Annotated in this window: 18 protein-coding genes; 11 read left to right on the top strand and 7 right to left on the bottom strand. The window is 57.0% G+C overall.

The features are described from left to right. Positions 1–28 precede the first annotated feature (28 nt). The 4 genes from ABEL04_RS04940 (at position 29) to ABEL04_RS04925 (ending at position 6,382) form a co-directional block, all read left to right on the top strand. The gene (locus ABEL04_RS04940; protein WP_375801278.1) at positions 29–1,777 is read left to right on the top strand and encodes an Hsp70 family protein; all 1,749 of its coding nucleotides are present in this window, start codon (positions 29–31) and stop codon (positions 1,775–1,777) included. Positions 1,778–1,822: 45 nt separating this feature from the next. After that, positions 1,823–3,067 (top strand): hypothetical protein, encoded by a 1,245-nt coding sequence (locus ABEL04_RS04935; RefSeq protein ID WP_375801277.1) that lies wholly within the window; start codon positions 1,823–1,825, stop codon positions 3,065–3,067. A gap of 18 nt (positions 3,068–3,085) precedes the next feature. Next, a complete protein-coding gene (locus ABEL04_RS04930) occupies positions 3,086–4,636 on the top strand; it encodes a CFI-box-CTERM domain-containing protein (protein WP_375801276.1) in 1,551 nt (516 codons plus the stop codon). Positions 4,637–4,801: 165 nt separating this feature from the next. Further along, positions 4,802–6,382, top strand: coding sequence for a DnaJ domain-containing protein (locus ABEL04_RS04925; RefSeq protein WP_375801275.1), 1,581 nt, complete (start codon positions 4,802–4,804; stop codon positions 6,380–6,382). Between the two features lie 378 nt (positions 6,383–6,760). Here ABEL04_RS04925 and ABEL04_RS04920 read toward each other — a convergent pair whose 3' ends face one another. The 3 genes from ABEL04_RS04920 to ABEL04_RS04910 all read right to left on the bottom strand — a co-directional run bounded on the left by ABEL04_RS04920 (position 6,761) and on the right by ABEL04_RS04910 (position 10,851). After that, positions 6,761–8,002: an McrC family protein gene (locus ABEL04_RS04920; RefSeq protein ID WP_375801274.1), complete on the bottom strand. Its 1,242-nt coding sequence runs from the start codon at positions 8,000–8,002 to the stop codon at positions 6,761–6,763. 56 nt (positions 8,003–8,058) lie between these two features. Continuing rightward, on the bottom strand, positions 8,059–10,374 hold the full coding sequence (locus tag ABEL04_RS04915) for an AAA family ATPase (RefSeq protein ID WP_375801273.1): 2,316 nt from the start codon (positions 10,372–10,374) through the stop codon (positions 8,059–8,061). Positions 10,375–10,443: 69 nt separating this feature from the next. Beyond that, entirely contained in the window at positions 10,444–10,851 is a 408-nt protein-coding gene (locus ABEL04_RS04910; protein WP_375801272.1) for a DUF6508 domain-containing protein, read from the bottom strand. Positions 10,852–11,499: 648 nt separating this feature from the next. On the opposite strand from ABEL04_RS04910, the gene ABEL04_RS04905 reads away from it, so the two are divergent. After that, the gene (locus tag ABEL04_RS04905; protein WP_375801271.1) at positions 11,500–12,564 is read left to right on the top strand and encodes a tyrosine-type recombinase/integrase; all 1,065 of its coding nucleotides are present in this window, start codon (positions 11,500–11,502) and stop codon (positions 12,562–12,564) included. A 77-nt stretch (positions 12,565–12,641) separates the two neighbouring features. Then, positions 12,642–13,454: a hypothetical protein gene (locus tag ABEL04_RS04900; protein WP_375801270.1), complete on the top strand. Its 813-nt coding sequence runs from the start codon at positions 12,642–12,644 to the stop codon at positions 13,452–13,454. A 335-nt stretch (positions 13,455–13,789) separates the two neighbouring features. On the opposite strand, the gene ABEL04_RS04895 is transcribed toward ABEL04_RS04900, so the two are convergent. Further along, a complete protein-coding gene (locus ABEL04_RS04895) occupies positions 13,790–14,233 on the bottom strand; it encodes a hypothetical protein (protein ID WP_375801269.1) in 444 nt (147 codons plus the stop codon). 1,581 nt (positions 14,234–15,814) lie between these two features. Between ABEL04_RS04895 and ABEL04_RS04890 the strand changes: the two genes are divergently transcribed. Beyond that, entirely contained in the window at positions 15,815–17,566 is a 1,752-nt protein-coding gene (locus ABEL04_RS04890; RefSeq protein ID WP_375801268.1) for a hypothetical protein, read from the top strand. A gap of 384 nt (positions 17,567–17,950) precedes the next feature. Here the strand turns inward: ABEL04_RS04890 and ABEL04_RS04885 are convergent, their stop codons facing one another. From ABEL04_RS04885 to ABEL04_RS04875, 3 genes are all read right to left on the bottom strand, one after another. Then, entirely contained in the window at positions 17,951–19,780 is a 1,830-nt protein-coding gene (locus ABEL04_RS04885) for a hypothetical protein (protein ID WP_375801267.1), read from the bottom strand. Positions 19,781–19,851: 71 nt separating this feature from the next. Continuing rightward, positions 19,852–20,181 carry a helix-turn-helix domain-containing protein gene (locus ABEL04_RS04880; protein WP_375801266.1) on the bottom strand — a complete coding sequence of 110 codons (330 nt, stop codon included), beginning with the start codon at positions 20,179–20,181 and terminating at the stop codon, positions 19,852–19,854. A gap of 98 nt (positions 20,182–20,279) precedes the next feature. Continuing rightward, positions 20,280–20,996 carry a hypothetical protein gene (locus ABEL04_RS04875; RefSeq protein WP_375801265.1) on the bottom strand — a complete coding sequence of 239 codons (717 nt, stop codon included), beginning with the start codon at positions 20,994–20,996 and terminating at the stop codon, positions 20,280–20,282. A gap of 339 nt (positions 20,997–21,335) precedes the next feature. On the opposite strand from ABEL04_RS04875, the gene ABEL04_RS04870 reads away from it, so the two are divergent. The 4 genes from ABEL04_RS04870 to ABEL04_RS04855 form a co-directional block, all read left to right on the top strand. Beyond that, positions 21,336–21,557 (top strand): hypothetical protein, encoded by a 222-nt coding sequence (locus ABEL04_RS04870; RefSeq protein WP_375801264.1) that lies wholly within the window; start codon positions 21,336–21,338, stop codon positions 21,555–21,557. 9 nt (positions 21,558–21,566) lie between these two features. Continuing rightward, positions 21,567–22,691, top strand: coding sequence for a tyrosine-type recombinase/integrase (locus tag ABEL04_RS04865; protein ID WP_375801263.1), 1,125 nt, complete (start codon positions 21,567–21,569; stop codon positions 22,689–22,691). Between the two features lie 47 nt (positions 22,692–22,738). Then, on the top strand, positions 22,739–23,476 hold the full coding sequence (locus ABEL04_RS04860; RefSeq protein ID WP_375801262.1) for an abortive infection family protein: 738 nt from the start codon (positions 22,739–22,741) through the stop codon (positions 23,474–23,476). 212 nt (positions 23,477–23,688) lie between these two features. Then, on the top strand, positions 23,689–26,533 hold a 2,845-nt coding region (locus ABEL04_RS04855; protein WP_375801261.1), incomplete at its 3' end, for a helicase-related protein.

Raw genomic sequence — 26,533 nt, 5'->3', positions numbered from 1 at the left:
GATCTCTCTTCAGGGAAGCCGTCCAGTTATGGCCTGTATCGGGATCGACTTCGGTGTCGCAACTTGCATGGCGGCGGTCTACGACAGTGACGGACCGCGCGTCATCAAGGATAAGCGTGGCAATGAGGTCGTCGACGCGTATTTTGGGATCGACCCGGGGACGAACAAACCAGCAGTCGGCGAGAGGGCGAGGTCGATCTTTCAATCGGACTCGGGACTTGCCGTCGAGCAAATTCAGCGGCGGATGGGCGAAGATGTGGAGATTGAACTTGGGTCCAAAGAGATTAGATCCCAGAAACTGTCCCCAGAAGAAATCGCGGCGCGTTTATTCCGCCATCTCAAGTGCTCAGTAGAGGCGCAGTTGGAAGAGGAGGTTGACCGTTGCGTGATCACGGTACCAGCCAACTTCTCGCAACCCGCCCGGCGGGCTACCCAGCAGGCCGGAGAGATCGCAGGAATGACTGTCGATCGGGTTATCAATGAACCGACCGCCGCGGCCCTGAAATACGACCATGACGAAGGGTTAGAGGGGGAATATGTGATGGTTTATGACCTCGGGCGCGGGTTTTTCAGCGTGTCAATCGTGAGACGGACGGAGGATGTAATTGACATAGAGGCGTCCGCTGGGGACGCTCATTTCGGTGTGAAAGACCTGGACGAGGCGCTCCTGTGGCACGTTGCTGAGAAATTTGAGGAGAAGCACGGAATTGGCGTTGAGCCAGAGTCAGGGAACTACTTCCGACTTCTGTTCGCGTGCGAGGGTGTTAGGAACGAGTTGGTACATAGCCAAGAGACCTCGGCTCACATCCCATTCTTTGCCGTGAAGGATGAAGACGCGGTAGACCTACACGTAGAAATCAGCCGGTCGGAGTACGAGGATCTAATCGGGTCCCTCGTGGCTGAAACAGCATCTTCCGTCGAGAACGTATTGGACGCCGCCGCTCTTGCTCGGTCTGATCTTGGAGACGTAGTTCTGGTAGGCGAGGGAGCACGAGACCCATACATCGAATCATTTGTGCAACACACGACGGGCCATCGGCCTCTGAGCCAGATCGACCCGAGGAAGGTTGTCGCGTTGGGAGCTGCGAGCCAAGCTGCAATCATTAACGGGAGAACCGACACGGTCGTCATGGATGTATGCCCGCTTTCTCTCGGCACAGCTACTACTGAGATTCGGAATGGAGGTAAACGCTCTGGTCGATACGTCGAAATAATCGAGCCCAACTCGAAGATTTTGCAACCACATATCTTCACTAAAAAGACTGATCATCGAAATCAAGATTCAATAGAGCTTCCCGTATACCAGCGTGCAACTAAGTCTGACTCGGCGCAGGCGGAGATGGATGGTGAGCCCAATGAACAGCGAGGGTATACCTTGTTGGCTAACCTCGAAATTGATATGCCACCGGGGCCAGAGGGACAAGAAGTGAAATTCACTTTTGTGTACACCCCGGACGGGATGCTCGACATTACGGCAGAGATTGTAAAAACCGGAAAAGAGATTACCTTTCAGGCACATGCCGGGATGAACCAAGATCAGGTCGAAGAGGCGAGGGAGAAGATTGCGCAAGGCTGGAAAGAGTCCGAGTACTTTGACGAGGTGAGAGCCCTCCTTCAAGTTGCGAAGGACGAACTCGATAGCGACATGGAGACAGAGAAGGAAGAACGACTTCGCTCTCTGTTGGAAGTCATGAAGCGTGCCCTCGCCGATGATGATGGTGAACGGGTGCAGGTTCTTGAAGAGAAGATTACCAACGTCCTCTTCGAACTTCTCTGATCGTCTGAATCTGTCTCTTCTCTCTGCGCCACCAATCTACGTGCAATGGCCTCACCAGTGAAAATAACGGTTGCCGGTCTTACTGCTGTCGTCCCCAAATCTATCGCAGATCGAGAGGACGGGGAGGAGGCTGTTGAGGCCTTGTTGAGGGCTGCTGGGCCTCACTATAACGATGCGGTGCGATCCGTCCGGTCGGAACAGATTCCGGAGGCCCTTCAACAAGTTCGCACCGCATTGAGACTGTGTCCGTACTGCATTCAGTTTGTGGATTTCGGGCTGGCCTTGGCTATCCGGCACGGTGACTTCGAGTTGGCGAAGCGGCTGCTTACGTGGGCGAGAGAGGCAGAGATCTACGCAGAACTGCCCGATTACGAGAGTGCCCTTGATAGGTCTGTATCGGACTGGAATCGTTTTCTCAATGACACGTCGGCGCTTCGCAAGAAATATCAGAGCCCCGATCCCAGTGCATCGTACCGTGAACTTTTGCTCCTGTCCGAGCGCGCGGGTACAGAACTGAAGGAACCGCTTTCTCAACAGGAGCGGTCTTTTCTCGAAGAGCACGGAATACCTTTACCAGATGAAGAAGTCTCTTCAGGTTCGCAGGTAACGCAGAGATCAAGCTGGCAAAAGCAGGTCGCTGTTGTGGGTGTGGCTGGTCTGGTTGGACTCGCGGTTGGAATTGGAATATACGACGCCTACATCGGCGAGAAGACGAGAAGTACGAAGGTTGAGGCACTAACTGCGGAAATCGATTCGCTGCAAAAACGGACGAGGCAAGTTGAATCCATTTTCCGACGTACGGGGCGTGCTAACCTGTATCTCGCGAGAGGGAAGCCCCTGGCCGCAAATAAAGCGTGGGCCACTACAGGTAGTATCTCTGATGCGGCTGAGATCGAGGTTGCGAAGAAGTCTGTCCGGAGGGCAATCGATCAGGGGCTCTACGCTGCTGGTATCAGCGCGTGGGAATCGGAAGACTTTCGCAAGGTCGTGGAACTGCTAACTGAGATTAGTTCCGATACGGTTGGGAGCGAAATAGAGCATCGTTACATGCTCGGGATTTCTGCTCATCAAGTTGGTGAATCAGAGATTGCAGAAGAGAATCTCCAAAAGTTGCTTAAAATAAAGACTTTGGGGGAAGAGTACCCCCACTACGAAGCCCAGGCCGCCTATGCTCTGGTACAACTCCTTTCGGGCACGGAAGCCCAGAGGTACGCCAATCTGATCGCAGAAAAGTACAGTGACACTCTCTACTACAACTCTACTGTCCGCTCCTATATCTCATCTTCTTGAAAGACACACTGCTCCTCAGTGACACCTGACCAAAACCATTACGAGGTACTTGGCGTCTCCGAGGACGCTTCGGAATCCGAAATCGAGAAGGCTTTCTACCAGAAGGTTCGGGAGCACCCTCCCGAGCAAGACCAGGAAGGCCATGAGAGGATTCGGGAGGCTTACGATGTGCTATCCAATCCGGTATCGCGTCGGGAGTATGACAACTTGGCTGCCCACGGAGAAAAGATTGAGCAACTGAAAGGTGAGGCAGAACGGATCCTGAATCGGGAGAACCCGGACTTCGATAAGGCTATCAAGACCCTGAAGCAGGCCGTCGTTCTTGGTTCCGAGATCGGTTTGCTACGAAATCGACTCGGCCAGGCATATCTCCAGAACGGAAACCCGGAGGATGCTCTTCAGCAGTTCGACAAGGCCGTTGAACTGGACGAGACGAACACTGCGTACCGTTTAAATCGCGGTCATGCGCTCCAACGGATGGAAAGGCTTGGAGAAGCTGAGCGTGCCTTCCGTGGTGTATGGGAGGAAGACCAAGGAGATTATGCTGCTGCGAGGGCTCTTGCCGGAGTGCTGTTTAGTCAAGAGAAGGCGGAGGAGGCACATGAGGTCCTCGACACAGCGATATGGGCCGACGATAAGCTCGATTTCGAAGATTTCTTCTGCTACTACGATAAGCTCCAGCTTTACGTTGCCCAGGGAAAGACGGAGGTTCTGACAGACGAACTGGAGACCGTTAAGGGTTTGCCGGAAACTGAAGATGAGCGCAAGTATGCTGCGTTCATGCTGGCCCAGACGGGTCAGAGGTTAGTAGAGGTAAACGCTTACTGGCTCGCGCAGGAGTTCGTTGATGTGGCCGTAGAGTTGGATCCGGAAAATCCTCGCCTCCAAGCGGCGCAGGACTTCGTGCGGGAAAATGCGCAAATCGAGCAGAGCTTCGAGGAGATCGCCGAGTCCTCCTCGATCCACGACTTCGTGAAGCACGTCGTTGCCGTATTCTATCAGCAGTATCTGGGCGTTGTTGATGAGCAAGAAGCTGAAGAGCAGATTGAGGAAATTAATGCTGGGCTTCCAAACGTGATGGGGGTCGACCCTGACAACACGGAGATCAAGGAGTCTGTGAGGCACATCCGGGACCAATACCCTGAGGTCTTTCAACTAAACGAGAATGCCTTCGAAGTAATTTTGTCAATGCCGGATGCAACGGATCGCGTAGACGACTGTCCGCACTGTGGGGAACCAGTTCGATTCGGAAAAAACCAGACTGGGAAGGGTCAGTGCAGAAATTGCTTCAATGAAATTCAGATCTCCGGAAAGTCAATCGAGAAACCGAGTGCTGGATGCTTTATCGCTACAGCGGTGTATGGGAGTTACGATCATCCGAATGTGATCAGGTTGCGCAGATTCAGGGACGAAGTCCTTCGTCAGTCAATTCTGGGTCGGGTTTTCATTAGAGTGTATTATCGCTACGGACCTACTGCCGCTCGGTTTTTCGAAGGTCGGGGAGTTCTTCGACAATGGGGGCGCTGGTTTTTGAAGTCACTCATCGATAAGGTCCTGTCAGAATCATAGACAGATGGTCAGCAAGGTAGCCCACCAGTTACGAGCCTCTCAAGCAGCCATCCTGGCCACCATAACTTGCGTTAGGAGGATTAAGCGCACATTTCTGAGGACGCTACCTCCTGAGATTGGGATTGGCACAACACCCTCTTTTCTCTGAAAGACACTCCCTACCCAGTGACACCTGACCAAAACCATTACGAGGTACTTGGCGTCTCTGATGACGCTTCCCAATCTGAGATTGAGAAAGCATTCTACCAGAAGGTTCGGGAGCACCCGCCCGAACAGGACCAGGAGGGTCACGAGAGGATTCGAGAGGCCTACGATGTGCTATCGAATCCCGTATCTCGCAGGGAGTACGACAACCTCGCCGCCCACGGAGAAAAGATTGAGCAGTTGAAAGATGAGGCAGAACGGATACTGAATCAGGAGAACCCGGGCTTCGAGAAGGCGATCAAAAACCTGAAGAAGGCCGTCGTTCTTGGCCCTGAGATCGGCTTGCTTAGAAATCATCTCGGGCAGGCATATCTCCAGAACGGAAACCCAGGAGATGCTCTCGATCAGTTCGACAAAGCTGTCGAACTTGACGAGAAGAACACCGCATACCGTTTAAATCGTGGCCACGCCCTCGAAAGTCTGGATAGGCTGGGAGAAGCCGAGAAAGCCTTCCGCGGTGTGTGGGAGGAAGACGAAGGAGACTATGCTGCCGCGAGGGCCCTTGCCAGAGTGCTATTTCACCAGGAGAAAGCGGAGGAGGCACACGAGGTCCTCGATACAGCGATCTGGGCCGACGATAAGCTCGATTTCGAAGACTTCTTCTGCTACTACGATAAGCTCCGGCTTTACGTTGCGCAGGGGGAGACGGAGATTCTCAAGGACGAACTGGAGACCGTTAAGGACTTGCCGGAAACTGAAGATGACCGCAAGTATGCTGCGTTTATGCTGGCCCAAACGGGTCAGATGTTGGTAGAGGCGAATGTCTATCGGCTGGCGCAGGAGTTCGTGGATGCAGCTGTGGAGTTGGATCCGGAAAATCCCCGTCTTCAGGCGGCGCAGGAGTTCGTACGGGAAAATGCACAAATCGAGCAGAGCTTTGAGGAGATTGCCGAGTCCTCCTCGATCCACGACTTTGTCAAGCACGTTGTTGCGGTCTTCTATCAACGGTATTTGGGGGTCATCGATGAGGAGGAGTTTAAAGAGCGCACTGAGGAGATCGATGTTGGACTCCAGAATGTAATGGGGGTTGACCCTGACAACACGGAGATCAAGGAGTCTGTGAGGCACATTCGTGACCAATATCCTCAGGTCTTTCAGCTGAACGAGAGCGCGTTCGAGGCGATTTTATCCATACCCAGTGCGACACGTCGGGTGGACGACTGTCCGCATTGCGGTGATCCTATCCAGTTTGAAAAGGGTACATCAGGAAGGGGAACTTGTAGTGGCTGTTCTGGAACTGTCAAAATAAGCGGTGGAACCGTCAAAGACCCAACGCGCACTTCTCGAAAATCGACTTCGAGAACAAGTAGCACTAAAAGTTCAAGAAGCACATCGACATCAGGTCGCTCATCCAGCCGAAGTAAAGATAAGTCCTCAGGTACAAGTGAGTCCTCTACGCAGGAGTCAGGGAAGTCGTCAGATTCGAACTTCTTCGATTACGCATTCTGGGGAGCCGTCGTATTAGGGTTTATCATCCCACCCCACGTATGGGGGTTCTTCGTCCTAATAGCTGGGGTCTTTATATACGCAGTAAAAGATTAGCAGGTGAATCATCCCCCACTTTCGGTTGACAGTGGTTCAGCTTGTATAGAAGCTCCCTGTCCTCCTGGGCGAGACATAAATAGCTTCCTCGTGGTGGCCTCGAATAACCACCGCCAGATTTTATGCTTGATGGACGAAGGCTCTAACCAGCATACCAAGCTTCGCCTTCTACCTGTAGAGCGAAACTGAGGAGGGGAAGGGCGCTTCTACAGATCGTTATCGCTCCAGTCTTGCCGTTTTCTTTCGCGCTAAGTTCTGGAAAGCGAAACTTGTAGGGATGCGGGAGACAGGGTCTGAAGAGAGGTCGGAACCGACGACCGTGAGCCAGGACTTCGCGGATTCTTCCCCCCATAGCTTTACCGGTTGACGGTTGTACCCCTATGGGACCTGAAGGGCGTTTTGCAGGGCTTCAGTTGCAGACGTGTGCTTAAGGCGTCCGGTCGCCGGTTCATGTAGAGTGCGAAGATCAATTGAGCGGACGAAGAGATCGATGTTACCGCTCGTAAATTGTTTCCGGATCTCGTTTGGACTCGGGTAGAGCAGGATGATTCGGTCATACTGCCGATCCCCGGCCCTCGCGTAGGCGTGCATCTGGTAGAAGTCGCTTTGCGAAAGCCCTCCGTGAGGCCCCTCCCCGAGGCTCTTATACTTGGTATCGATGAGGGTCCGACGGCCCTTGTCGTCGATAACCGACAGGTCAACATGCATGGAAAACTCCCCGAAGAGCTTCCCAAGACCTTCCTGGACGCGTACGGACTGGATGGGGCGGCCTCCAATCGAAAGCCGGTCTTGAAACCGCCGGAGGAGCGTCGCGACAGCCGACTCGAAAAGCGTGTTCATGTTGAAGACGACCGCAAGTTGGTCGGTGGCTCCCGAACTGATGCCGACCGTCGAGTCCCGGAGGAGCAGGCGGCAGAGGTCCAGAAGCGGCTCGTAGCTTTGGTTTAGGCGATTGAGGTTGATTCGGTCGATTTCCTCGGCCCGGACTGGGCGGTCGGAGACCCCGTCCAAAACGTCCAGACAAGACCGGAGTAGACGCTGTGACCGGTGGCCCCTCGCTTCCCTAAGGAGGAGCCCACTGCACCGCTTGAGCACCTGGTTCATCCGGTGGTCCGGCGTATACACCTCGTAGCGGCACGGGTACTCGCCGGAGATCTTTTCTCGGCCGCTCTGCATCGCCTCAACGCGAAGACGCCCCCGGATAAAGCCGGTTTCGCGCTCAACCTCGACGTACTGGCGATCGAACTGGCGTTTGAGAAGGCGGTGGAGCGACTCCGCGAAGTGACGAATCCAGACCTGCAAGAACGCCCCTCCAATTTCGCGGAGCTTTGCGGTCCCAATTTCGGGCAGTTCGGCTTCACCGGTCAGGCGGAGAAGCATGACCAGAAAGCCGAGGTTCGCGTCGCTTTCCCGGTGGATCTTCGGGAGGACCTCGATGGTCTCCTCCGGTGTCTGCACGAGCCCAACAAACTGCTGGGTTTTGAGATGGCGGTGTAAGAAGCGGAAGATTTGTTTATCGGTGTCCGCCACTGCCGACCGAAGCCCGGAGACCGAGCTTATCCGTTCGTACGGGACCTCCTCGTGCTCGTAGGTCTGGATATGGCGGCGAGAATCGGACATCCGGAGGTGCTCGGGATAGGCAGATTAGCCATTGGGGATGAGAACCATGGCGAGAGCTACGTGAAGGTATTTCGGAGGGCGGTTTCCAGCTCACCCGTTGGGTACCTGTGGAACTCCCAGATCGGCTCGCCGCCTCCAACGCCATCGCCCAGCAGGTCGGTTGGCTCTTGGGTCCGAACAAACCCTTTTTGGGCTTCCGCGTCGTAGCGGCCCAGAACCCCGATGAGCCGCCGATGGTCTTCGTAGAAGTATTCCTGGAGAAGGGGGAGGACCTCCTGGTACCAGGTCTCCCGGAGATCGGCCATCGACTCAAGGCCAAGGAAGTAGCTGTGTCCGACCTGGTGGTCCCGGTCAACGAGGGCAGTAATCCGCTCGTTTAGCGTCTCGAATACCGTTGTAATCAAGCTGATCTGCGCTTCGCTCAGGGTAAAGTTGGAGTCGGACACGCTGCTTTCGGTATCGGCATCGAGGGCCTCGGTGAGTTGATTTTTGATCACGTCCGCCTCCGGCATCATCTCCTCAAATTGGAAGCGGCGACGGAGCGCCGCGTCAAGGAGCGCGATGCTTCGATCCGCCGTGTTCATCGTGCCGATGACGTACAGGTTCGACGGTAGCGTAAGCCGGTCCTGCGAGTAGGGAAGCCGGGTGCTCATCTCATTGGGCGCCCCTTTCCGCTTGTCCGGTTCCAAGAGCGTGATCAGTTCGCCGAAAACCCGGGAGAGGTTGCCGCGGTTGATCTCATCGATAATGAGGACATGAGGTTCAGCCTCGTCCGGGCGACTGGGGAGTAGCTCCGAAAATTCTTCCATTGACACCCTCTTCAAAGGATAGAGGGTCTTGAGGGTCAGGTTTGTGGAGCCATTCATCTCATAGATCCGCTGGACGGACTTGTCCAGCCATTTGACAGGTCGGACGTGGGGGTACTCGTCGTACTCCTCGTGGTACTCGTAGGGCCCAGCTACGACCCCAATAGCTCGGATCGACTCCGGGTCGTTGTAGACGGCCACATAGTCACCATCCTTCAAAACATTGACGAACTGATTGACCGAATCGATGCTGCCAGACTTGCTTGATTCGCTCTCCTCGTAATGCTTATCGAACACCTCTTTGATGGAGGCTCGGTCTGTATCGTTGGAAAAATTGTGCTCCTGGATCCACCCAATGGCTATCTCACCTTCTCTCATGCACCGCTCGAAGATGTTCGGGTTATCCTGGCGGCCGAGTGAGATTTTCCATATTTGAGCATTTTCTTTTCGGCGAGGTTGAGGATAGGGATTAACCGCGCGTTTGGTCAGGCGCTTCAAGATTCCATCCTGAACGACAGGGACTCCCTCGTCCGTGTCATACCGCAGCCCCTCGACGAACTCCTCGTAGGCGTAGGACGGGTGAAATGTCACAAATTCAATCTGTCCATCGTCGAGGTACTTGCGGAATCGCCCGGAAATCTTCTCGGAAGAGTCCTCCTGTCGTTTGCCCTCGATGATTTCGACGGCTCGGCGCTGGACGGAATAGGTTTTTCCGGTACCGGGAGGCCCATGGAGAATTTTGTTGAGGGGCTCATCTCGCCGGACTTCTCGTTTCTGTGAGGTCTCATCCCTTAAAAGTTCTCGGTTCAGCTTGTGGAATCGTGGTATAAGATTCCTGTAGGTGGAGAGCATCTTCTCAAGCTCAACACGCGGCTCTCCGGGCATGTCTCGAAGGTCTTCGTGCTCCTCGATGCCGGTCCGATCACCAGATGCAATGCCGTAGCGGAAGTGTTCGGTGTGGACCATGAAGGCAATTTGGTACGCTTCCTGGTGATCCTTTGCTTCATCTGGATAGAAGGCAACCCAGCAGTGATCGGTACCAAAGTTCTGGTTGTAATCGAATCCGGCGGTATGGTAGTCGCAGTCCGAGAGGTTTAGCTTCTCCCGGAGAAAGTCGGCGATGTCGCTCAACCAGGTCTTGCAGTCATGAACCCGGGGACGGTAATCGATCCCGTGCAGAATGGTGAAAAGTGTCCAGCTCTGGAAGGCGCTCCGTTCCCGGTCTTTTTGGTTGGCGATCTCGTCATGCAGTTCGGGGTAATCATCGAAGAAATCGACGTTTTTGGCGTCGATGTGGCTCTTAATCTCGTCGATGTCATCGGCGGAGACCCTCTTCCCATCGAGGATCCGCTCGACGACCACGAAGCGGAGAAAAACGACCGGGCGGATATGCCCTTCCGAGGTAAGGGACTCAGAGGCCCGGTCAAGGAAGGCCTGGAGATGCGACTCATCAAGCTCGTGGATAAAGTCGAGGAAGGCCTCTGGGCGTTCTTCGAATCGGCCGTAGCGCTCGGCAATTTCCTGTAGCGAAGAGGCTGCCTCGCGGAATCGATCAACGTCTGCCATGAAGCGTGGACGGGCGTTTGGAAATGGGGTTGTCTTGATTGTCCTATCTCTCAGCGTCTGCGATCGAAATCACTTCGTCTCGGATCCGTCTTCGAGACTGTGCTGGATGTCGCGGAGTCGGCGGAGAATCCCGAGCAGGAAACCAGTCTCAACGACACGCTTCCAAAATCCAGTACAGAAGCGTTCTCCCCGACTACAATACACCAACAGGCGCCGCAGCGTCTCAATATCGGCCTCCTCAATCAGCAGAGGGTTCTTCGCGTAGCGTTGTCCTTCTTCTCCGGAGTAGGGGCCCTCAAGCCACTCGTCCTCCTCTAACTGCTCAAGAAAGGAATGGAGAAGGTAGGGGTACTGCGCGTGCAACCCGCCGTCCATTGAGACTTCCCCGAACTCCTTTTCTGTCTCGCTATACGTCCGAAACTTCGGGATAAACCGAGTGAGCCGTCGGAGCCGCTCTACGTCGGGTCGCTCAGGCACGAGTGTGGTCACTGCTGGGATCGGAGGAAAGAGGCGTGCAAGTCGTCCGGTAGTGGCATTTGGGGAGAAAAGGTTCGTTTTTCCCCATCGTACGGGTGAGCAGTCACTTTTACCAGACGTTTCGCCAGAGGCGAGCCACGACGAAAAAGAGGGCCCTTATGCGAAGAGGGCCAGGACCAATAGGAGAATGACAAAGACCACAAGGCACCCGCCGCACCCTCCGCATCGCCATCGATGTACGTGTACCTCAATGCGCGGAGGTTGGGACACGGGACACCGAAGTAAACAGCGAAAGACCGACGTAGAGACCGCGGACAATCTTTCAATGGGAAGAAGAGACGGAGCGCACCACGCCTGTGACCTCCTCGTTGTAGCTCTCGATCTGCCCACTCCGCATCGCGTAGGCCAAGTGTTAAAGCCGGATCAGGGTCCGTCCGGAAACGTCGTGGGCACGGGCATGCACCTCTCCGATTTTGGAAGGGACCTCAAGTCGCTGCTGTTTCCTGGTGCTGACCACTTCGAACATCCCGCCGAAACCAGGCTATGGTCAGACTAACATGGTTGCAATCCGCCTCCTCAGCAACCATTTTGAAGCTGGAATCTACGTTTCCGATAAGTTCCCTTATGCGAAACGAACAGTGATTACACATGTCCCCTGAATCTGCCCAAGACGGGCCCTCTGTACCGACCACTCTTGCTCCCGAAGACGAGAATGCCGGTGGGGAGGAGGGTGGAGCGCTCAGTCCTGAATTGAAAGACCTCGCGGGAAAAGCCGTCGAGTACCACGAGTCTGCTCTGAGTGAGAACACTCGCAAGGCCTACCAGCGAGGCTGGGAGGACTTCCTTGCGTTTTGCGAATCGCACGGCCTGGAGGCGGCCCCGGCGAGCGAGCAGGCCGTCGCTCTCTACCTGTCGGACAGGGCCGAGGACCTGGCGACCTCAACCTTGTCTCAGCGCGTGGCCGCCATTCAGCATGCCCATGACGAGCGCGGGCTCATAAGCCCAACTCGTTCGAAGGGGGTCCAAAACGTTATGCGCGGCATCCGCCGGGAGAGCAACCGGACGCCGGAGCAGGCTCCACCGCTTCTAACTGAGCACGTCAAAGAGATGGTCGACACGCTGCCGGGAGACGCAAGCCCGCCGAACGGGACGGAGGCAGAGGCGGCCTGGCTTAGGGGTAAGCGGGATCGGGCGCTGATCCTGACGGGATTTGCAGGGGCGTTTCGGCGGTCCGAGCTTGCGGCGCTCCGCGTGGAGCACATCGAGTCTCGCCCCAGTGGGCTTCTCGTCACAGTGCCTGAGAGCAAGACCGACCAGGAAGGGGAAGGGCAGCTTGTGGCCATCCGACGGATCGAGGACTCGGGCTACTGTCCCGTCAAGGCGCTGAGGCGATGGGCATCCGTCGCGTCGATCGACGACGGGCCGATCTTTCGGGGCGTGCCCCGATCGGGGTTCATTTCGCGCGATGCAATCACGGGTCGCACCGTCGGCAATGCCGTAAAACGAGCAGCCGAGGCCGCTGGACTCCCTCAGGCCGATGATTACACCGGGCACTCCCTCCGAGCCGGGCACATCACTCAGGCGTCGATGGAAGGCGCGCCCGACGCGGCGATCCAGGCGCAGAGTCGGCACGAGAGCGACCGGGCGTTTCGGGAGTACGTGCGGCCTCAGAGGCTTTTGGAGAACACGTCGAGTGCGCACCTGGGGCTTTAACTCCCTATTCCGCGAAAGTAGGCCCGCTGAGAGCCGATAGAAGTCTCGATACCCTGTGAGCTACCCTTGAGTAGGTTATGAAAGAGATCCAGGCTGTACTCGCTACCACGCATGTCGACAGGCACGGTGAGAAGTTTGCCCGGAGTGCTTTACAGGGAATGGCCGAAAGGATCGAATCGAAAGTAGTCCCGATGGGAGTAGAGCACGATCCTCGTGTGCCTCCTCAGGGAAGGATTGTCGACGCCGAACTGCGAGAAAGAGAAGACGGCGAGTACGAGCTTGTTGGCGTGATGGAGCAATTTGAGGAAGGGGACAGGGTACCTTTCCTCGATCGGGAGATTCCAATTAGACAATGGGGCGATGACAGTCCCTGTGTCGTCTACGACCGCACGTACCGCACCGAACAGGACCAGGAGACGATCAATGAGATCGCAGACCTTCTTGGGGCAGAGTCTCAGAGGGAAGGGAAAAAGGCTTACGAAGTACTATCAGTCCTGACTATTGCCGGGAAGTTCGTCGCAGGAAGCATCGCCGCCGGATTTCTGGCAAAGGTTGGTGCCGACGCCTACGGCGCTTTGAAGTCAAAGGTCAAGGAATTGATGGACCGAAAAGCCGAGGAGACGGAAGAGTACCTCTTCAAATTCAATCCTGTCGTCAGGATTAACAGTCGACCGGTGGAGGTGGAAGTCGTTCTTACCAACCCCACCGATGAAGATATTGAGGCCTTCTTCGAGGAGGGAATCTGGGAGCTTGACGAGGCGATTTCGAAGCACGCCAGGGAGGAAGCGGTAAAGCGGGTTGTGTACGAATACGAGGATCGGACCGTCACGGTGAACTTCTGCGTGCGGAAGGACGGGGCACCTTTAATGCCAAAATCGCCCCAATCATAAGGGCCGGTAAATAACCTGCCGGGCGCAACCGAGTCAAGGCTCTGAAGGTGTGTAATTCGCGTTCTGCCAGATCTTATACTTAGGCAGGTATATTAGCCGATTGAGTGGTCTTTTCTCCGTTGAGCGAAGGGAGGATTCGACGGTGATCTCCATGCCCATGTTACTCCGCGAGGTCATGTCCGGTGTTGGATGGTCACATCCACGTCCGTGCTGTCGACCACTTCGGGGGCGGTGTCCCATGCAGGCAATCTGGGCTGTCTCGGGCGTTCTATCTTCGAACCGGCAGGCACAGGCGGTCACCCCGATGTCTATTGCCCATTCGACCCATTGATGACTCAGTATTCCGAGCCTACCTTCTCAATTAGGCGGCGCATCTTCCTGGGGAGATAAGGGGCGTACTCGTTTGCCCCACCCATCATATGCAAAGCCTCTTCCTGATCGTAGTACAAACGCGCTTCTTCGTAGTACGGGACTTGTAGGCGACGAAAGAAATCTACGAACTCGTCAAAGTCTCTGGGCTTCCGTTCCCCACCCTCCCCGTTGTGATACGGACCGAGGCTGAGATATGAGAGAAGCTTCGTCATACCCAGCATGCCTGTCATGCGGGCCAGCGACGTGGACAGAAGGTGATCATCTTGGAGACAATCCGGATGGTGGACAATCTTGAAACTATGAAGTCTTCTGTCATCATCTTGCTTCCAGATGGTGTACCCATTCTCTTTGCCATCAATCACCTCGCCACAGGTGTCGCAAATCCACTGCTCAAGGGGGTCTAACATAATTTTGGATTTTTTTGAAGTAAGCAGTTCGATAAAGGAGACGCGAAAATGTCGCAGGGGTTCAACTGAACTCTCCCCGCTAAAGAACCCTCCACATCCCAACTTGCATTCTTGATCGCCTTTATCACACCGTTACCACTGGAAGCTCGCCTCAACGGTCCGTCTTATCGAGAGGCCGCTCCCTGCTTCCCACCCGGCCTTGCACTCGCGAGCCTTTCTGTCTCGACCATGGGCTGACTGCGAATCTGGTTCTGGAGACCGCTCTGGCTCATACCCGGCGGCAAGCTGTAACTGGACGGACGCCTGAGTCCCTTCGGTCGGATTTTGAGGGTGGGTTTCCGGGGGCGAGTATCCTCCGCGCGGATGGCATACTCCATGACACCGAACCCGATGACAGTGCCAAGGAGAACTGGACCCGCCTGGCGCCCGATGAGCTTTGCTGCAAGGATAGCTCCTACGGCCGCTCCTCCCAGACGCACCAACCCTCGAAGTGCTCCTGGGCTCCTTGCGACCTGACGCCCGGCAGTCTCTCCTGCCTTTCCGAGGGCTTCGTCGAGCCCGCTGCCTTCTCGGGACTGGCCACTACTCTCGGACTGGCCCGTCGAGGGGTTTTGTCCGGAAGGGTTCTCCCTCGGTCGGCCGTTTTCGCGATTCCCCATTCCGTATCGGGTTTCTCCTCCTTCCGCGGAGACACCGGCGGCCTTCTGGGCACTCTCCGGGGAGGCCCCTCTCTCTGAGCCGGGCCGCGGAGTTGGGTCGGTGTAGCCGAGGAGGTTTCCCTCCTCGTCGACCACGGCGTCTCGTGAGGGGGACCAGGTTCCGTCGATGAGCCTCCCATTCTTGGTCCGTTTGCTTACATAGCTGGGGGTGACATCGATCTTGGAGGCGTACTCCCGTTGCGTGAGGAGGTCGTCTGTGCTTGGGAGATTGTCCTCGGTGGGGCGGCCGTTCTGGCTTGCGCTGCGGTTGGGCATGGGGAGGCCGGTTTTGGGATTCGAGAGGGGCGCTATTTGAAGAGCATCGAGCGCGGCCCGGCCACCGCTCCTGCGCAAGGGAGAGCTGGCGCTCGGGTTTCTGTCTTCGCGCGCTGGTTAAATCGCCGGAAGATGGGGGATGGTCCCGGGCTTGCCCGCCCCGGGCCGCAAGGTTCATAGAAACGGCTTCTGGCGCGCCTGACAGGGACGAAGGCAGCAACCCAAGCCCAACATCTCACCCGCCAGGCTGGTCCCTCTTCGCCCGTTGACTCAAGTTCACGGGAAACGATGAGTCAACGTTCGGAAGAATGGCGCAAGGGGATGGTTGAGAGGGGGACCGCATGCGGGTCCCTGAGCGCTCCCCTTGCACATCTTTCCAAGATCATGGTCAAGCCGCGTGAAAACAGCAGATCTCGACGGGTTTTTCGGCGCGTTGAATCAAGCTTGCTCCATGTTGCCTCGGTCAGGGTCGGAGGAAACTCATCGGACCAGCAAGACCGCCCGTGATGCAGGCCGCACGCCCGTGCCTGAGCTTTCACGATCAAGACCAGGTGGTTAGCAGTCTTTCAAACATGGACCTCTTTACCTCCACAAATATGGATCTCAGTTGATCCTCCGGCAGCGGCGGGCTGTTGAGCTGATTCCATCCTTTTACGTCATGCCACGCCTGCGTGGGATTTTCTCGTGCCTGCAACCGGTCATTGGCGACGAAGAGTGCGGCCCGTTTTTGACCAGTGTACGTCGGGTCAATGAGGGTTCCCCATTTCTCCCCCTGGGCTACGCCATTGGCCAGGCCGTTCAACACGCGAGAACGAACAGAACCACTGGCTGGATCATCGCCGAAAGGGGAGTGGCTCTGTCGGATGAGGAAGCCGATATCTTCTCCATCCCGGGCGCCTCCGGCATGCCTGTGTTCTGGATTTCGCCGATTTTGGCCAAGGTGCAAGAATGGAAACCACAGGAACTCTGCTTGCCGAGGAGCGGGACAGTCTTCCGGCCTGGTGTACTTGAAGTCCTGTCCAGAGGATGCCCGAAGAAACTCGTCGGGGCTTTCCCGAAACGTTCGACCGTCGGTGCCGACGACCCGTCGTCCCGACTCGGGGTCGGTCGATCCGATAACAGGAGCGAGACGACCCGGGTGGAAAAGCCGGTCATCGATTGCCTTCCGAACGACCTGATCTGTCGAGCAAATGTCGTCGAAAAAGCCCTTGATGACATACGCGGCAGCACGGGAGTTTTGGTAAATGGGGCTTCCTACTACCCCGTCCGGAATACGGATCTGGATGGAGCCGTTGCCCGAGCGGACGACGACTATATCGGAGGGGTCAATGTCTACATCTCTAAGGAAAGAAATCAGCCCCCGGGCTTGCCGCGCGCACCAGCGGAGATCCTTCTCAAGCCTCGGATTGAAATCGGCGATGAGCCAAGGGACTCGAACTGCGCAGCTCGGGCGGTCGGTGCGCATGACCTCCCCGGGCCGCCAGCGACCGATGCTTTTCTGCTTGGGACCATTGGGCCTCCGGATTTCACTCTGATCTTCGAAGCGGCGCTTACTGGTCGGACGGCGGTTGTCGTCACCCTGAGGATCCGTAATTGCTTGGGTGAAGCTCCGATGCAGGTTTTCCCCCCTGGCGACCCGCCATTCAAAGTTCGTCCAGATGTCTCGCGGGTCACAAGGCCTTGGGCCGGTACACTGAATGAAAAGAGGCGGGTAAGGTGCGAGGCGCCCCCGAGCTGCAATCTCCAGTTCCTTCGAGAGAGGCAGGCGCCGTCCTCGAAAATCCTGCATGGGGTCTACCTGGTAGTCGGCGGCTGGGTCGTGGACCGTAGGATTCTTGGCTACAATGTGGCTGGACTGGCGGATTATCCTCTTCACCCGATTGTGGAGACCGGCAAACCCCTCATCATCACCGAGCCGTTCTTTTGGCACAGCTTTCTTGAAGATACGGCGCCAGATGTCTATCGCCAACCCCCGAATGGCTGTGACGCTCCGGCCGCTCTGTTCCCCGCTGTTCGTTTCGCTACCGGACTCCGCGTGTCCAGATGGAGGTTTCCCTGCTTGGTGAGCCTTAGCGTACCCGTCGTAGACCCGTGTCTTCCGGTTGATGAAAGCGGCCCGAGAGAGCAGGAGGTGCTCCATTTGACCATCAAGCTCATTGGACCAATCGATTCTCTCCAGAAACGTCACTGGAAGGCCCACTGCACGGATTGGAGCATTGAGGCCTCCTTGCCCCGCTTGGCCATTGAGCCGAGGAGTTTTCGACGTATCGAAGAGATTCTGTTGCTTCGAATCTTTTCCTCTGTCAAAGCTGGGAATGCGCATGACTTTCATCTGGCTTGGCTTAGAGAGATTGTGTGAGGTAAATCCTGAATGGTCGGTTAGGCTATTGTCACCAGGAATCGGAGACTCTTCGAACTGTCGGGTGCTTAAGGCTTACTCCGTCTGCTCCACCTTCGGAGCCTGGTCGGCCTCCGAGGCGTCCCGAAAGAATCCGACCCATCTCTTTGCCGGTTTTGGGGTCATTCGGGCATATTCGGAGAGACTCATCACGATCGCACGTGTATGTCTCGGTCCTCGTGCTGAAGATCCAGTCCGCCTTGGACACCGACCATCTCTGGTCATGAATGCAGACTTCGTCACATCCGCAGTAGTCGAGTATGTCGGTTACTTTTTGATTTGACATGTCTGTAAATATCTGACTGTGAGCGTCGAGGGTAGTGTGTTGTGTTTTCGAGCATGGCATCAGGCCGAAGGGGAATGCCGAGGGGGGAGTATTGAGGCTTTCGCATTTCCGGTTTGGTAGTCGAAAACTGTTTTTAATCGCTTTCGACTGGGAAGCTCGGTCTGCACGACGGATTTGTCAGCTGCCTGCTCGAACCGCTCGCTCGGGTCGTCGTCCGTGGCCGAACCGTCGTCTTTGCTCCCGTCAGCGTTGTTTCCACCACTGTCTCCATCGTCGCCCGACGAACCGTTTTCTCCGTTCCCATCGTCCCCGTCCGGACCGTCTGTGTCGGCGGAATCCTCGTCTGGATCGTCGTCGGGACTGTCCTCATCGGGACCGTCTCCGTCTGGATCGGCCGGGTCGGCACCATCCGTGTCGGCGGAGTTACCGTCCGGATCGTCCCCGTTACCGCCGCTTCCACCCTTTCCAGGATCAGGCGGCGTACTGCCGTTGCTCGACTCTGAATCGGAATTTTCTCCGTCCCCGTCGCGGTCTGATCTGCCCTTATCATCGTTCCCGTGATTGCTCCTACCACTCGTTCCGCCTGATCCACTACGGATCGTCGGCGGATTAATTACGCCCAACTGTCCCCATGGCACCTTCGTAGTCGTGGATTGCCCGTGCTTCACCACGACGCACATCAGTCGATCCCCATCGCGGTATACCTTGAGAAGTTTTGCGCTGCCCTCGTCCACCACGGGCACGGTTGTCCCAACGCGCCGGGTGAAAGCGGCCTTCGCGGCGGCCAACGCTGCGTCCAGGTCCGGAAAATGCCCTTCCCCGCAGTCGACCGGCGGGGCTCTGCTCCGACGATTGCCGCGATTCGGGCCGCGGTTGCGACCCTCAGAACCGCCCGGATCCTGCTCGCCGTTACCGTTGCTGCCACGCCCGTTGCTATTAGGACTGGGGCTGGGGTCGCTTGGGGCTGGGTCGCCGTCGCGGTCAGATTTACTGTCTCCGTTTCCGTCGCTCTGCCCATTCACTGCTTCGCGTCGCCGTCGCCGCGCCTCCTTGCTGTTATAGCCCGCGCCATTGCCTCGGGAAGAGGTATACCGAGAATGTTTTGAGGCTGCCGCGTTCTCCCAAATGTATGCCCCCCTTTTCGCCGCGAAGCCCTCGGCATCCATCCCCTCGTCCTTCGGCATGCCGAAGCGTGCTCTCGCGTCCCAGTCGTCGCGGTCGTTGGCGCCGGAACTGCCCTCGTCATCTGGGCTTCTACCGTCGTTCCCCTTTGTCGCCGCGGTGTTGTCAGAAGGCTCGATATAGGTGTCGAGCCCGCGAACGTGGAAGGCCCGCATCAATTCGTAGCGGGTGAGCGAGGTATAGACGAGCACGTGTCCATGGTAGCGGTCGTCGGAGGGACGGGTCGCCAGCACTCCGCTGTAGTCCACCTCTTCAGCGCGGCGCCTCATGCCGCGCCGCGCCCTGTCCCAGAGGTTTTTGAGGACCTCGTAGCTCTCATCGGTGTCGAGCCCTGCCTCCTCCGCGGCGGACCGAATTAGGACGAACGAGACGAAGAAAACGCGACGTTTTCGGCCTAAACGCTTCCCGACGGAGGCGCAGTGGGCGATGAAGCGTTGGCGCCAATTGAGGTTATAGCCGCCACACCGGGGGCACCGCTCCTTCTGACTGGCCTTCTTGAACGAGCGGTCCTCGACCTCGCCGCTGTGCGTGTCGATTTCGCTGTATTCGACCTCGACACCGCCGCAGAAGCCGCAGGTGCACTCCTCCCGAGCTTCGGACGAGCCGGAAGAAAAGACAGAATGGACATGAGAGGGATCCTCATCCCCGTCTCCGGAACCGTCCGGACCGGGGGTGGATTCCCCATCGTGGTAAGTGTTTGCCGACACTTGCTCTCGCCCTGGTGTCGCCGTACACGGCACCGGGGCATTCTTGTTAGGGGCAGACCATTTAGAGGAGACTACCTATCTTTCCGCGCTTGACTGCGCTGATAAGCATCCACGGTGTCCGGATGGAATCTTCTCTGCCCCTTTACCCAGATTGGTTTCAGTCTCTCGGCGGCGACTATGTCTTCGACCGTCCGCTTGGAGACTCCGAGGATGTCGGCCACCTCTTCAATCGACAGGAGCGCCTCCATCTTCCGGTGCTCCTCCAGTAGCTTCTTGTTCTCCTCTCTGAACGCCTGAATAAGCGTGAGCGCAAGCCAGGCGAGCAACAGAGTCCATGCCGGAGGAAGCCCGTCCGGCAACTCTATCTGATCGTTTGCGGCCTCGGACTGCTGATCTCTCATCCTCATTGCAGGACATTGAGAAAGGGTGCAGCGTCAAGTAGCACCCGCAAGGTGTTTCGCCGACCTGCGCGATGCAAGACTTTGAGACTTGAAGCGACTTAATCTCTCCGACCTAAATTCTCCAGTGCATGCTTGGCAAAGTAGTCAGCGTTTTCGGGCCTCCAATCTCGTTCTCGCATAAAATGCACACAGTTAAGAAGTATTTTTTGCAGATTTTCGGCTTCTTCTCCTTCTGTTTCCGCCTCCCAAATGCCCAATTGGTCTAACGAGCCTCTCGTTGTCATATACCCTTTGTCAAGAGGGTATTTATATGGTATAATCTCTTTAAAGCACTCTTTATACGTGTCAAATTCTTTGATATGATATCCTGTTTTTCCTTTTACTGTATCAACCATAATGCCTATCGCGATGGCCCTCTTCCCATGTATACTCAAATCTGATACGTCTTCTCTGAGTCCACGTGGATAAAACTCCTCCCATGTCTGGACGGTATCGACCACAAAAATTTGGGTCAGCATTGCTTCCGCCAATGAGTGTCGGAACCGAATGAGGGAGAGCTTTTCATCGATTTCCCGGAGACGGTCTTCCAGCGCGCTGATCGTTTCGCGAAGAGTCTCCCGGTCGTGCGGACCGTCGTCGGCATCGTCAAGACTCTGATTCCATGACTTCTTGTCGTTACGAATCCGGGATTGCTTTTTCCTTAGCTCCTCGTCCCGTCTGTTTAACGTTTCGACCATCGATTCCAGGTACGAGACTGCCTCCATATTCACATCGCTGGGGCCGACCATATTTGTTTCTTTCTTATCGTCACCCAAGACGTAAGATCGGAGTTTTTTCCATTCTCTCCTCACGTGGTTCAGGGTATGCAGTTGGAAATCCACTGACACGTTTTCCTCTGTTTCTTCAGGTTGTGCAGTGCGTTCCCCATTCTCGTCGGGACTTTCGACCGATAGGCGAGGGAGCCTGATCTGAACCATCGAGCGTGCGTAGTGAAAGAGGCGTGTCTTCAACTTCTCATGTTGAGATTCTGGCAGTTGGGATTCCGGCATCACTGAGGTAGGGGAAAATGAAGGAGTGAGTCGAACTGTCTTGAATTAATCCAATAGACTCGTTATAATCCAATCTCGTTGTGACGAAAAAATTCGCCACCGTCTATGTCCGCTGAACCAAATGTCCTCCTCGCAACGAAGGCAGCCCGTGAGAAGGGGTGCACAGCACAGGCTATTTACAATGCATTGGACAGAGGGGACCTCAATGAAGTGCAAATGGGACGCCACCGCTTCGTCGTCAAAGACGAGAAATACGAAGACTACACTGTGCAGGAGACCGGGGGACGTGCGCATTCAGAATACCGCTCCGACTCTCCAGAGACCTGACCTGTCACCATGGCCACGTTTCGCAAAAAGGACGGAGAAAAGTATTACTCCATCCGATTCTACGATCCCGACCGCTCGCCCAAACGGAAGGAGTTTTCTCTCCGAATAACTCGAAAAAGCGCCGCCCGAAAGGAGACCAACAGATTGGAGGAAAAGTGGGAGAATGGCGAGTATGACCCCTGGAAGGACGGTGCACCTTCTGAGAACCTCAACGTAGCAGAAGCGGTCGAGGAATTTCTCGACGATAAGCAGGGGACTGTTCGAGACAATACTCACGATACGTACGAGCAGCAACTGGAGGCGTGGGTGGAGGAGACCACACCAGGCTTGATGTTGCAGGATGTGATGGAGGAGCATCTGCGGCCCTACCTGTTTCAGGCGGACACATCCAGAGCTACGAAGCGGAAGCGATACCGGCACTTGCGACTATTCTTCAACTGGGCCGAAGAGCAGGACCATATCGACGAGTCTCCACTCGGCGGGATTGACCAGCCGAAGAAGCAGGAGAAAAAGCCGGAGTATTTGACTCCCAGTCAGGTGGATACACTCCTGAGTACGATTGATGAGCACGCCGAAAATACAGAAGACGCTGTGGGTCGCTCTCCGGACGTGCAGTGGATTAAGGATGCGATTCGAATAGCGGTATCCACCGGTCTTCGCCGCGGTGAACTATTCAATCTGCGGTGGTCAGACGTTGACTTGGAGTCACGTATGTTATTTGTCCGGAACCGTGAGGGAGATGAGGAGGGTCAGGAGTTCACCTCGAAGTCCGGACATGAGAAAGCAGTTCCAATCCGGGGTGATGCCGAGGAGGTTCTGAATCGCCGTGTTGATGAAGGGAAGAGGGAAAGGACGACGTACGTCTTGACGAACCGCAACGACGAAGCCATCGAGCCCAATACCCTCACTCAAAGATTCAAGTTCTTCATTCGAAAGGCTGATCTCGACGACAAGGAGCGCCTCAGCCTCCACTCCCTCCGAGACACTGCCGGAACATGGCTTGCAATGCAAGGGGTCCCGCAGCGGATTATACAGGAGATACTCGGCCATTCGAGTTCTTCGGTAACAGAAAAGTATATGCACGCGCATCCGGAGTTTATGGGGCAGGCCATGGAGGAGACCTTTGGGTCCTGATGGAGGATAGAACCTTCGTAATCAGTGTCCGAGTCATTTGATAGGCCGTGTCAGACGAGCTTTTCCGAAAAGCCGAGCGGCTGCAAGAATTGCTTGTCGGTCGGGCCACTGGGGGCGCTCACGAAGACGATGAGTATCGAGCCCTGAGACGGCATCTTCGGGAGGACCCTCGTGCCCGGGAGCAGCTTCCGGACTTCGTCGAGCGCTGTCGGACGCTCCAACACTTCTGGTCGTTCATCAAGAACGAGTTCGGCACCTACAAGAAGCGCCGTCAATTTCTTTGGCGCGAGTTCTCACCGCTCCTCGACGCACTCGAAGAGGGGGGAAGCCCGTCGGACCCGGAGGTGGAAGCCGTCCTCGACACGCTCGACTCGAACCACGTCCAGCGCGTTTGGCAGAAAGCCCTTGAACGTCGAAAGAATGATCCGGAGGGAGCAATCACGGCGTCCCGAACCCTCATCGAGTCCGTCTGCAAGCGGATTCTGGAAGAGTTGGGTGTCGAGTACGACGAGAAAGATGATCTGCCGAATTTGTACCACCATGTCGCCGAAGAGCTAAATCTCGCACCAGGGCAATACTCGGAGCCCCTATTCGGTCAGATCCTCGGGAACTGTCAGTCCGTCGTTCAGGGACTCGGTGCGATTCGCAACGTGGAGGGGGATGCACACGGAAGCGAGAAAAGATACCGGGCTCAGCCTCGACACGCGGAACTGACCGTAAATCTCGCCGGGAGTATGGCAACATTTCTGGTCCGGACGTGGAAGGCCCGGGAAGTGCGTGAGTAGCCGTGGACGGCGTACTCTTATACCGGCGGATCAGCCCAACTTTATGTGTACCCGGAAGGCCATGCGTCCTCGTAGCGATGTCATTGCCATAGCACCACTTCTTTGCTACGTTACTGGCCCTTCAAATCGCATGGAAGGGATGCGATCTGAACACGTCGATCCGGGCCTCAGCTCGTCTCAGCGCACTGCGAAACCTCTCAAAGGGGACTATTATGTCCGAGCAAACTTTCTCTCCAGGAACCGTTATTTCCGCCCGTGATCGCCTCTGGCGAGTGGATCAGCAGGATGGGGATGTCCTCACCGCGACGCCTATCGACAGTGGAGGAGACGGGCAGCAGCGGTTCTACCTACCGATGGAGGAGGAGATACGCCGGGGCAAGCTCGACTGGCCCTCGCAAGAAACCATCGGGACGCCGCAAGCCCAGGACCTTCTCCTCCGGGCCCACCGGCTCAGTATGCTGCACGGCACGGCCCCGCTCCTGAGCCTACAGCGGAGCCGGGTCATCCCGAAGAACTTCCAACTCGTACCGGTGGTCATGGCGCTGGAGATGCGGAAGCGGGTGCGCATGCTCATCGCCGACGACGTAGGCCTCGGAAAAACCATCGAGGCGGGGCTCATCATCACGGAGCTGATGGCCCGGCAGTTGGCGTCGCGGATCCTGGTGGTCGTGCCCGCCTCGCTCCGAGAGCAGTGGCGAGAGGCGCTCGACTACTTTTTCCACCTGCCCGCCCGCATCATCTCGACGCGGCACCGCCGCGAGATGGAGCGGGAGCTGCCCGCCGGGGCAAGCCCGTGGGAGCAGTTTCCGGTGCTCATCACGTCGATCGACTACGCCAAGCAGCCGCGCGTCAAGAATCAGATCCTGGAGCAGCAGTGGGACGTGGCGCTCTTCGACGAGGCGCATCTCGCCGCCAAGCCCCACGAGACGGGGCCGAACCAATCGCAAACGACGGAGCGGTGGAAGTTTGCTCAGGCCGTCGCCTCAAGCGAACGCATTCAGCACCTACTGCTCCTCACGGCGACGCCCCACAACGGCTACACCGACGCGTTTGCGAGCCTCCTGCGCCTGCTGGACGACCGGCTCGTGGACGGCCCCTCGCACGACCCGACGATCCGGCGGGACCTGGCCCAGCGGCACGTCTGCCAGCGGCGACGGCAGGACGTGCAGGAGTGGTTCGGGGTCGATGCGGACCGAAACCCCTTCCCGGACCGCGACCAGGACGAGGTAATCATCCCCCCGACCTCGTACGAGCGAAAAGCAATCGAGGCCGTCGAGGACTACGGGCAACAGGTTCTCGAAAGCGCTCGGCGAGGAGGAGGCCGCGCGAGGAACCTGGCCAACTGGACCGTGCTGCATCTCCATAAGCGGGCCTTAAGTTCGCCGGAGGCTCTCCGCCAGTCTCTCCGCAACCGGAAGGAGAGCCTCCGACAGCGCCTCCAGGAAGAGCTGGGAGCCGACGTGTCGGTCTCGGAGGACGAGGCGAAGGCGACGGTCTTCGACGAGGACACTGGGGAGCGGCTCGACGACGAAGAAGCCGCCGAGCGGACCGAACGGTCCGTGTTTGGGGACGTGGCCGCGATTGAGAAGGAGATCGAGGTGCTGGAGGAAGCAATCGAGCAGGCCGACACGGTAACCCCGTCGCGGGACAACAAGCTCTCGAAACTCCTGGAGGTCGTTCTTCCACAGCGATTTCGGGAGGAGGACAAGGTGATCGTCTTTACCCGGTACGTCGATACCCTGGAGTACCTCGCCGAGCAGATCGGGGACTCCAACCGGTTTGCGGACACGGATGTCTTTACGATTCACGGGAGCCTCTCGGAGGGCAAGCGGCGCGAGGTCTTTCAGGACTTCGACCGATCGGACAAAGCCGTGCTGGTGGCGACCGATGCGATTTCGGAGGGCATCAATCTCCAGCACGCCGCCTCGCAAGTTGTCCACTACGAGCTGCCCTGGAACCCGAATCGTTTGGAGCAGCGGAACGGCCGTGTAGATCGGTTCGGACAGCAAAAGGACACGGTCTACATCCGGACGCTGGTCATGGACGAGACGCTGGATGCCAGCATCATGAAGGTGCTCGTCCGCAAGGCCGCGGAGATCCGGAAGCAGTACGGATTCTCGCCCCCGTACTTCGGGGAGGAGACCGACATCATGCAGCTCCTCACCCAGCACGACATCCAGATTGGTCCCCAGCAGCTCACCCTGTTCGAGGCCGGAAAGGAGGAGCCGTCGTCAAACGGCGATGTCCCGGAGGAGCTGGACGATCCCTTCTCGACGGACACGCTCGACCGAATCCGAGGAGACAGCTTCTACGGACAGACGCACATCCATCTCCCGGACATCGAAGAGCGACTGGAGGAGACGAAGCGCACGATTGGCTCGCCCGAGCAGATCGAGCAGTTCGTGCGGAGCGGTCTGAGCCGGTTTGACTGCCGGATCGAGGAGAATGACGACGATACCTTCCGCGTCGCATTGACGGCCCCGGAGCTTCGCACCGCCGAAGTGGACCAGGTCATCGAGCGGGCCACCTTCGACCCTGCCTACGGGCTTGACGATCCAGACGTGACGGTCCTGGACCTGGGCCACCCGCTCGTTCGCCGTCTCGTGGAGGTCGTAAAGCAGGACACGTTCCGGGAGGTGAAGGAGCACTACGGCCGGACCAGTTATTTCGTCACCGACGACGCCCCCGAGGTGACGGTCGTCTTCCACCTGTTGGCCCGCTACGCGGTCGCAAGTGGGGACGGGTCCCCGTCCTCGATTCTTGAGGAACTTGTACCGGTCGGACTGCCCGTCTACCGCGAGGGAACGCTGTCGGAGGAGCAGGTCCAGCGACTAATCGATGCGGACCCGAGTCCCCAGACGCGAACCGACGAGGAGGTCCGCAGGACCATCGACGATCTATTCGAGGACACCGATGACATTAGCGATCACCTGCGCGAGGCGGTCGACGAACGTCGGACGGAAATCGTGGAGGAACGGAGGTCGATACAGGAGGAACTGGCGGAGGAGGAGACGCAGGCGACTGCGTGGACGGAGGGCATTGCCGACATCGCGGAGG

Source organism: Salinibacter sp. (assembly GCF_042218895.1).
Taxonomy (GTDB): Bacteria; Bacteroidota; Rhodothermia; order Rhodothermales; family Salinibacteraceae; genus Salinibacter.
The sequence above is the reverse complement of the archived record's forward strand: the minus strand, read 5'-3'. Positions and strand labels throughout refer to the sequence as shown.

Excerpts from the sequence above, each read along its gene's own strand:
- ABEL04_RS04915 (WP_375801273.1), bottom strand. The coding sequence starts at position 10,374 with ATGGCAGACGTTGATCGATTCCGCGAGGCAGCCTCTTCGCTACAGGAA.
- ABEL04_RS04880 (WP_375801266.1), bottom strand. The coding sequence starts at position 20,181 with ATGAGAGATCAGCAGTCCGAGGCCGCAAACGATCAGATAGAGTTGCCG.
- ABEL04_RS04900 (WP_375801270.1), top strand. The coding sequence starts at position 12,642 with ATGAAAGAGATCCAGGCTGTACTCGCTACCACGCATGTCGACAGGCAC.
- ABEL04_RS04870 (WP_375801264.1), top strand. The coding sequence starts at position 21,336 with ATGTCCGCTGAACCAAATGTCCTCCTCGCAACGAAGGCAGCCCGTGAG.
- ABEL04_RS04920 (WP_375801274.1), bottom strand. The coding sequence starts at position 8,002 with ATGTCCGATTCTCGCCGCCATATCCAGACCTACGAGCACGAGGAGGTC.
- ABEL04_RS04895 (WP_375801269.1), bottom strand. The coding sequence starts at position 14,233 with ATGTTAGACCCCCTTGAGCAGTGGATTTGCGACACCTGTGGCGAGGTG.
- ABEL04_RS04905 (WP_375801271.1), top strand. The coding sequence starts at position 11,500 with ATGTCCCCTGAATCTGCCCAAGACGGGCCCTCTGTACCGACCACTCTT.
- ABEL04_RS04865 (WP_375801263.1), top strand. The coding sequence starts at position 21,567 with ATGGCCACGTTTCGCAAAAAGGACGGAGAAAAGTATTACTCCATCCGA.
- ABEL04_RS04940 (WP_375801278.1), top strand. The coding sequence starts at position 29 with ATGGCCTGTATCGGGATCGACTTCGGTGTCGCAACTTGCATGGCGGCG.
- ABEL04_RS04935 (WP_375801277.1), top strand. The coding sequence starts at position 1,823 with ATGGCCTCACCAGTGAAAATAACGGTTGCCGGTCTTACTGCTGTCGTC.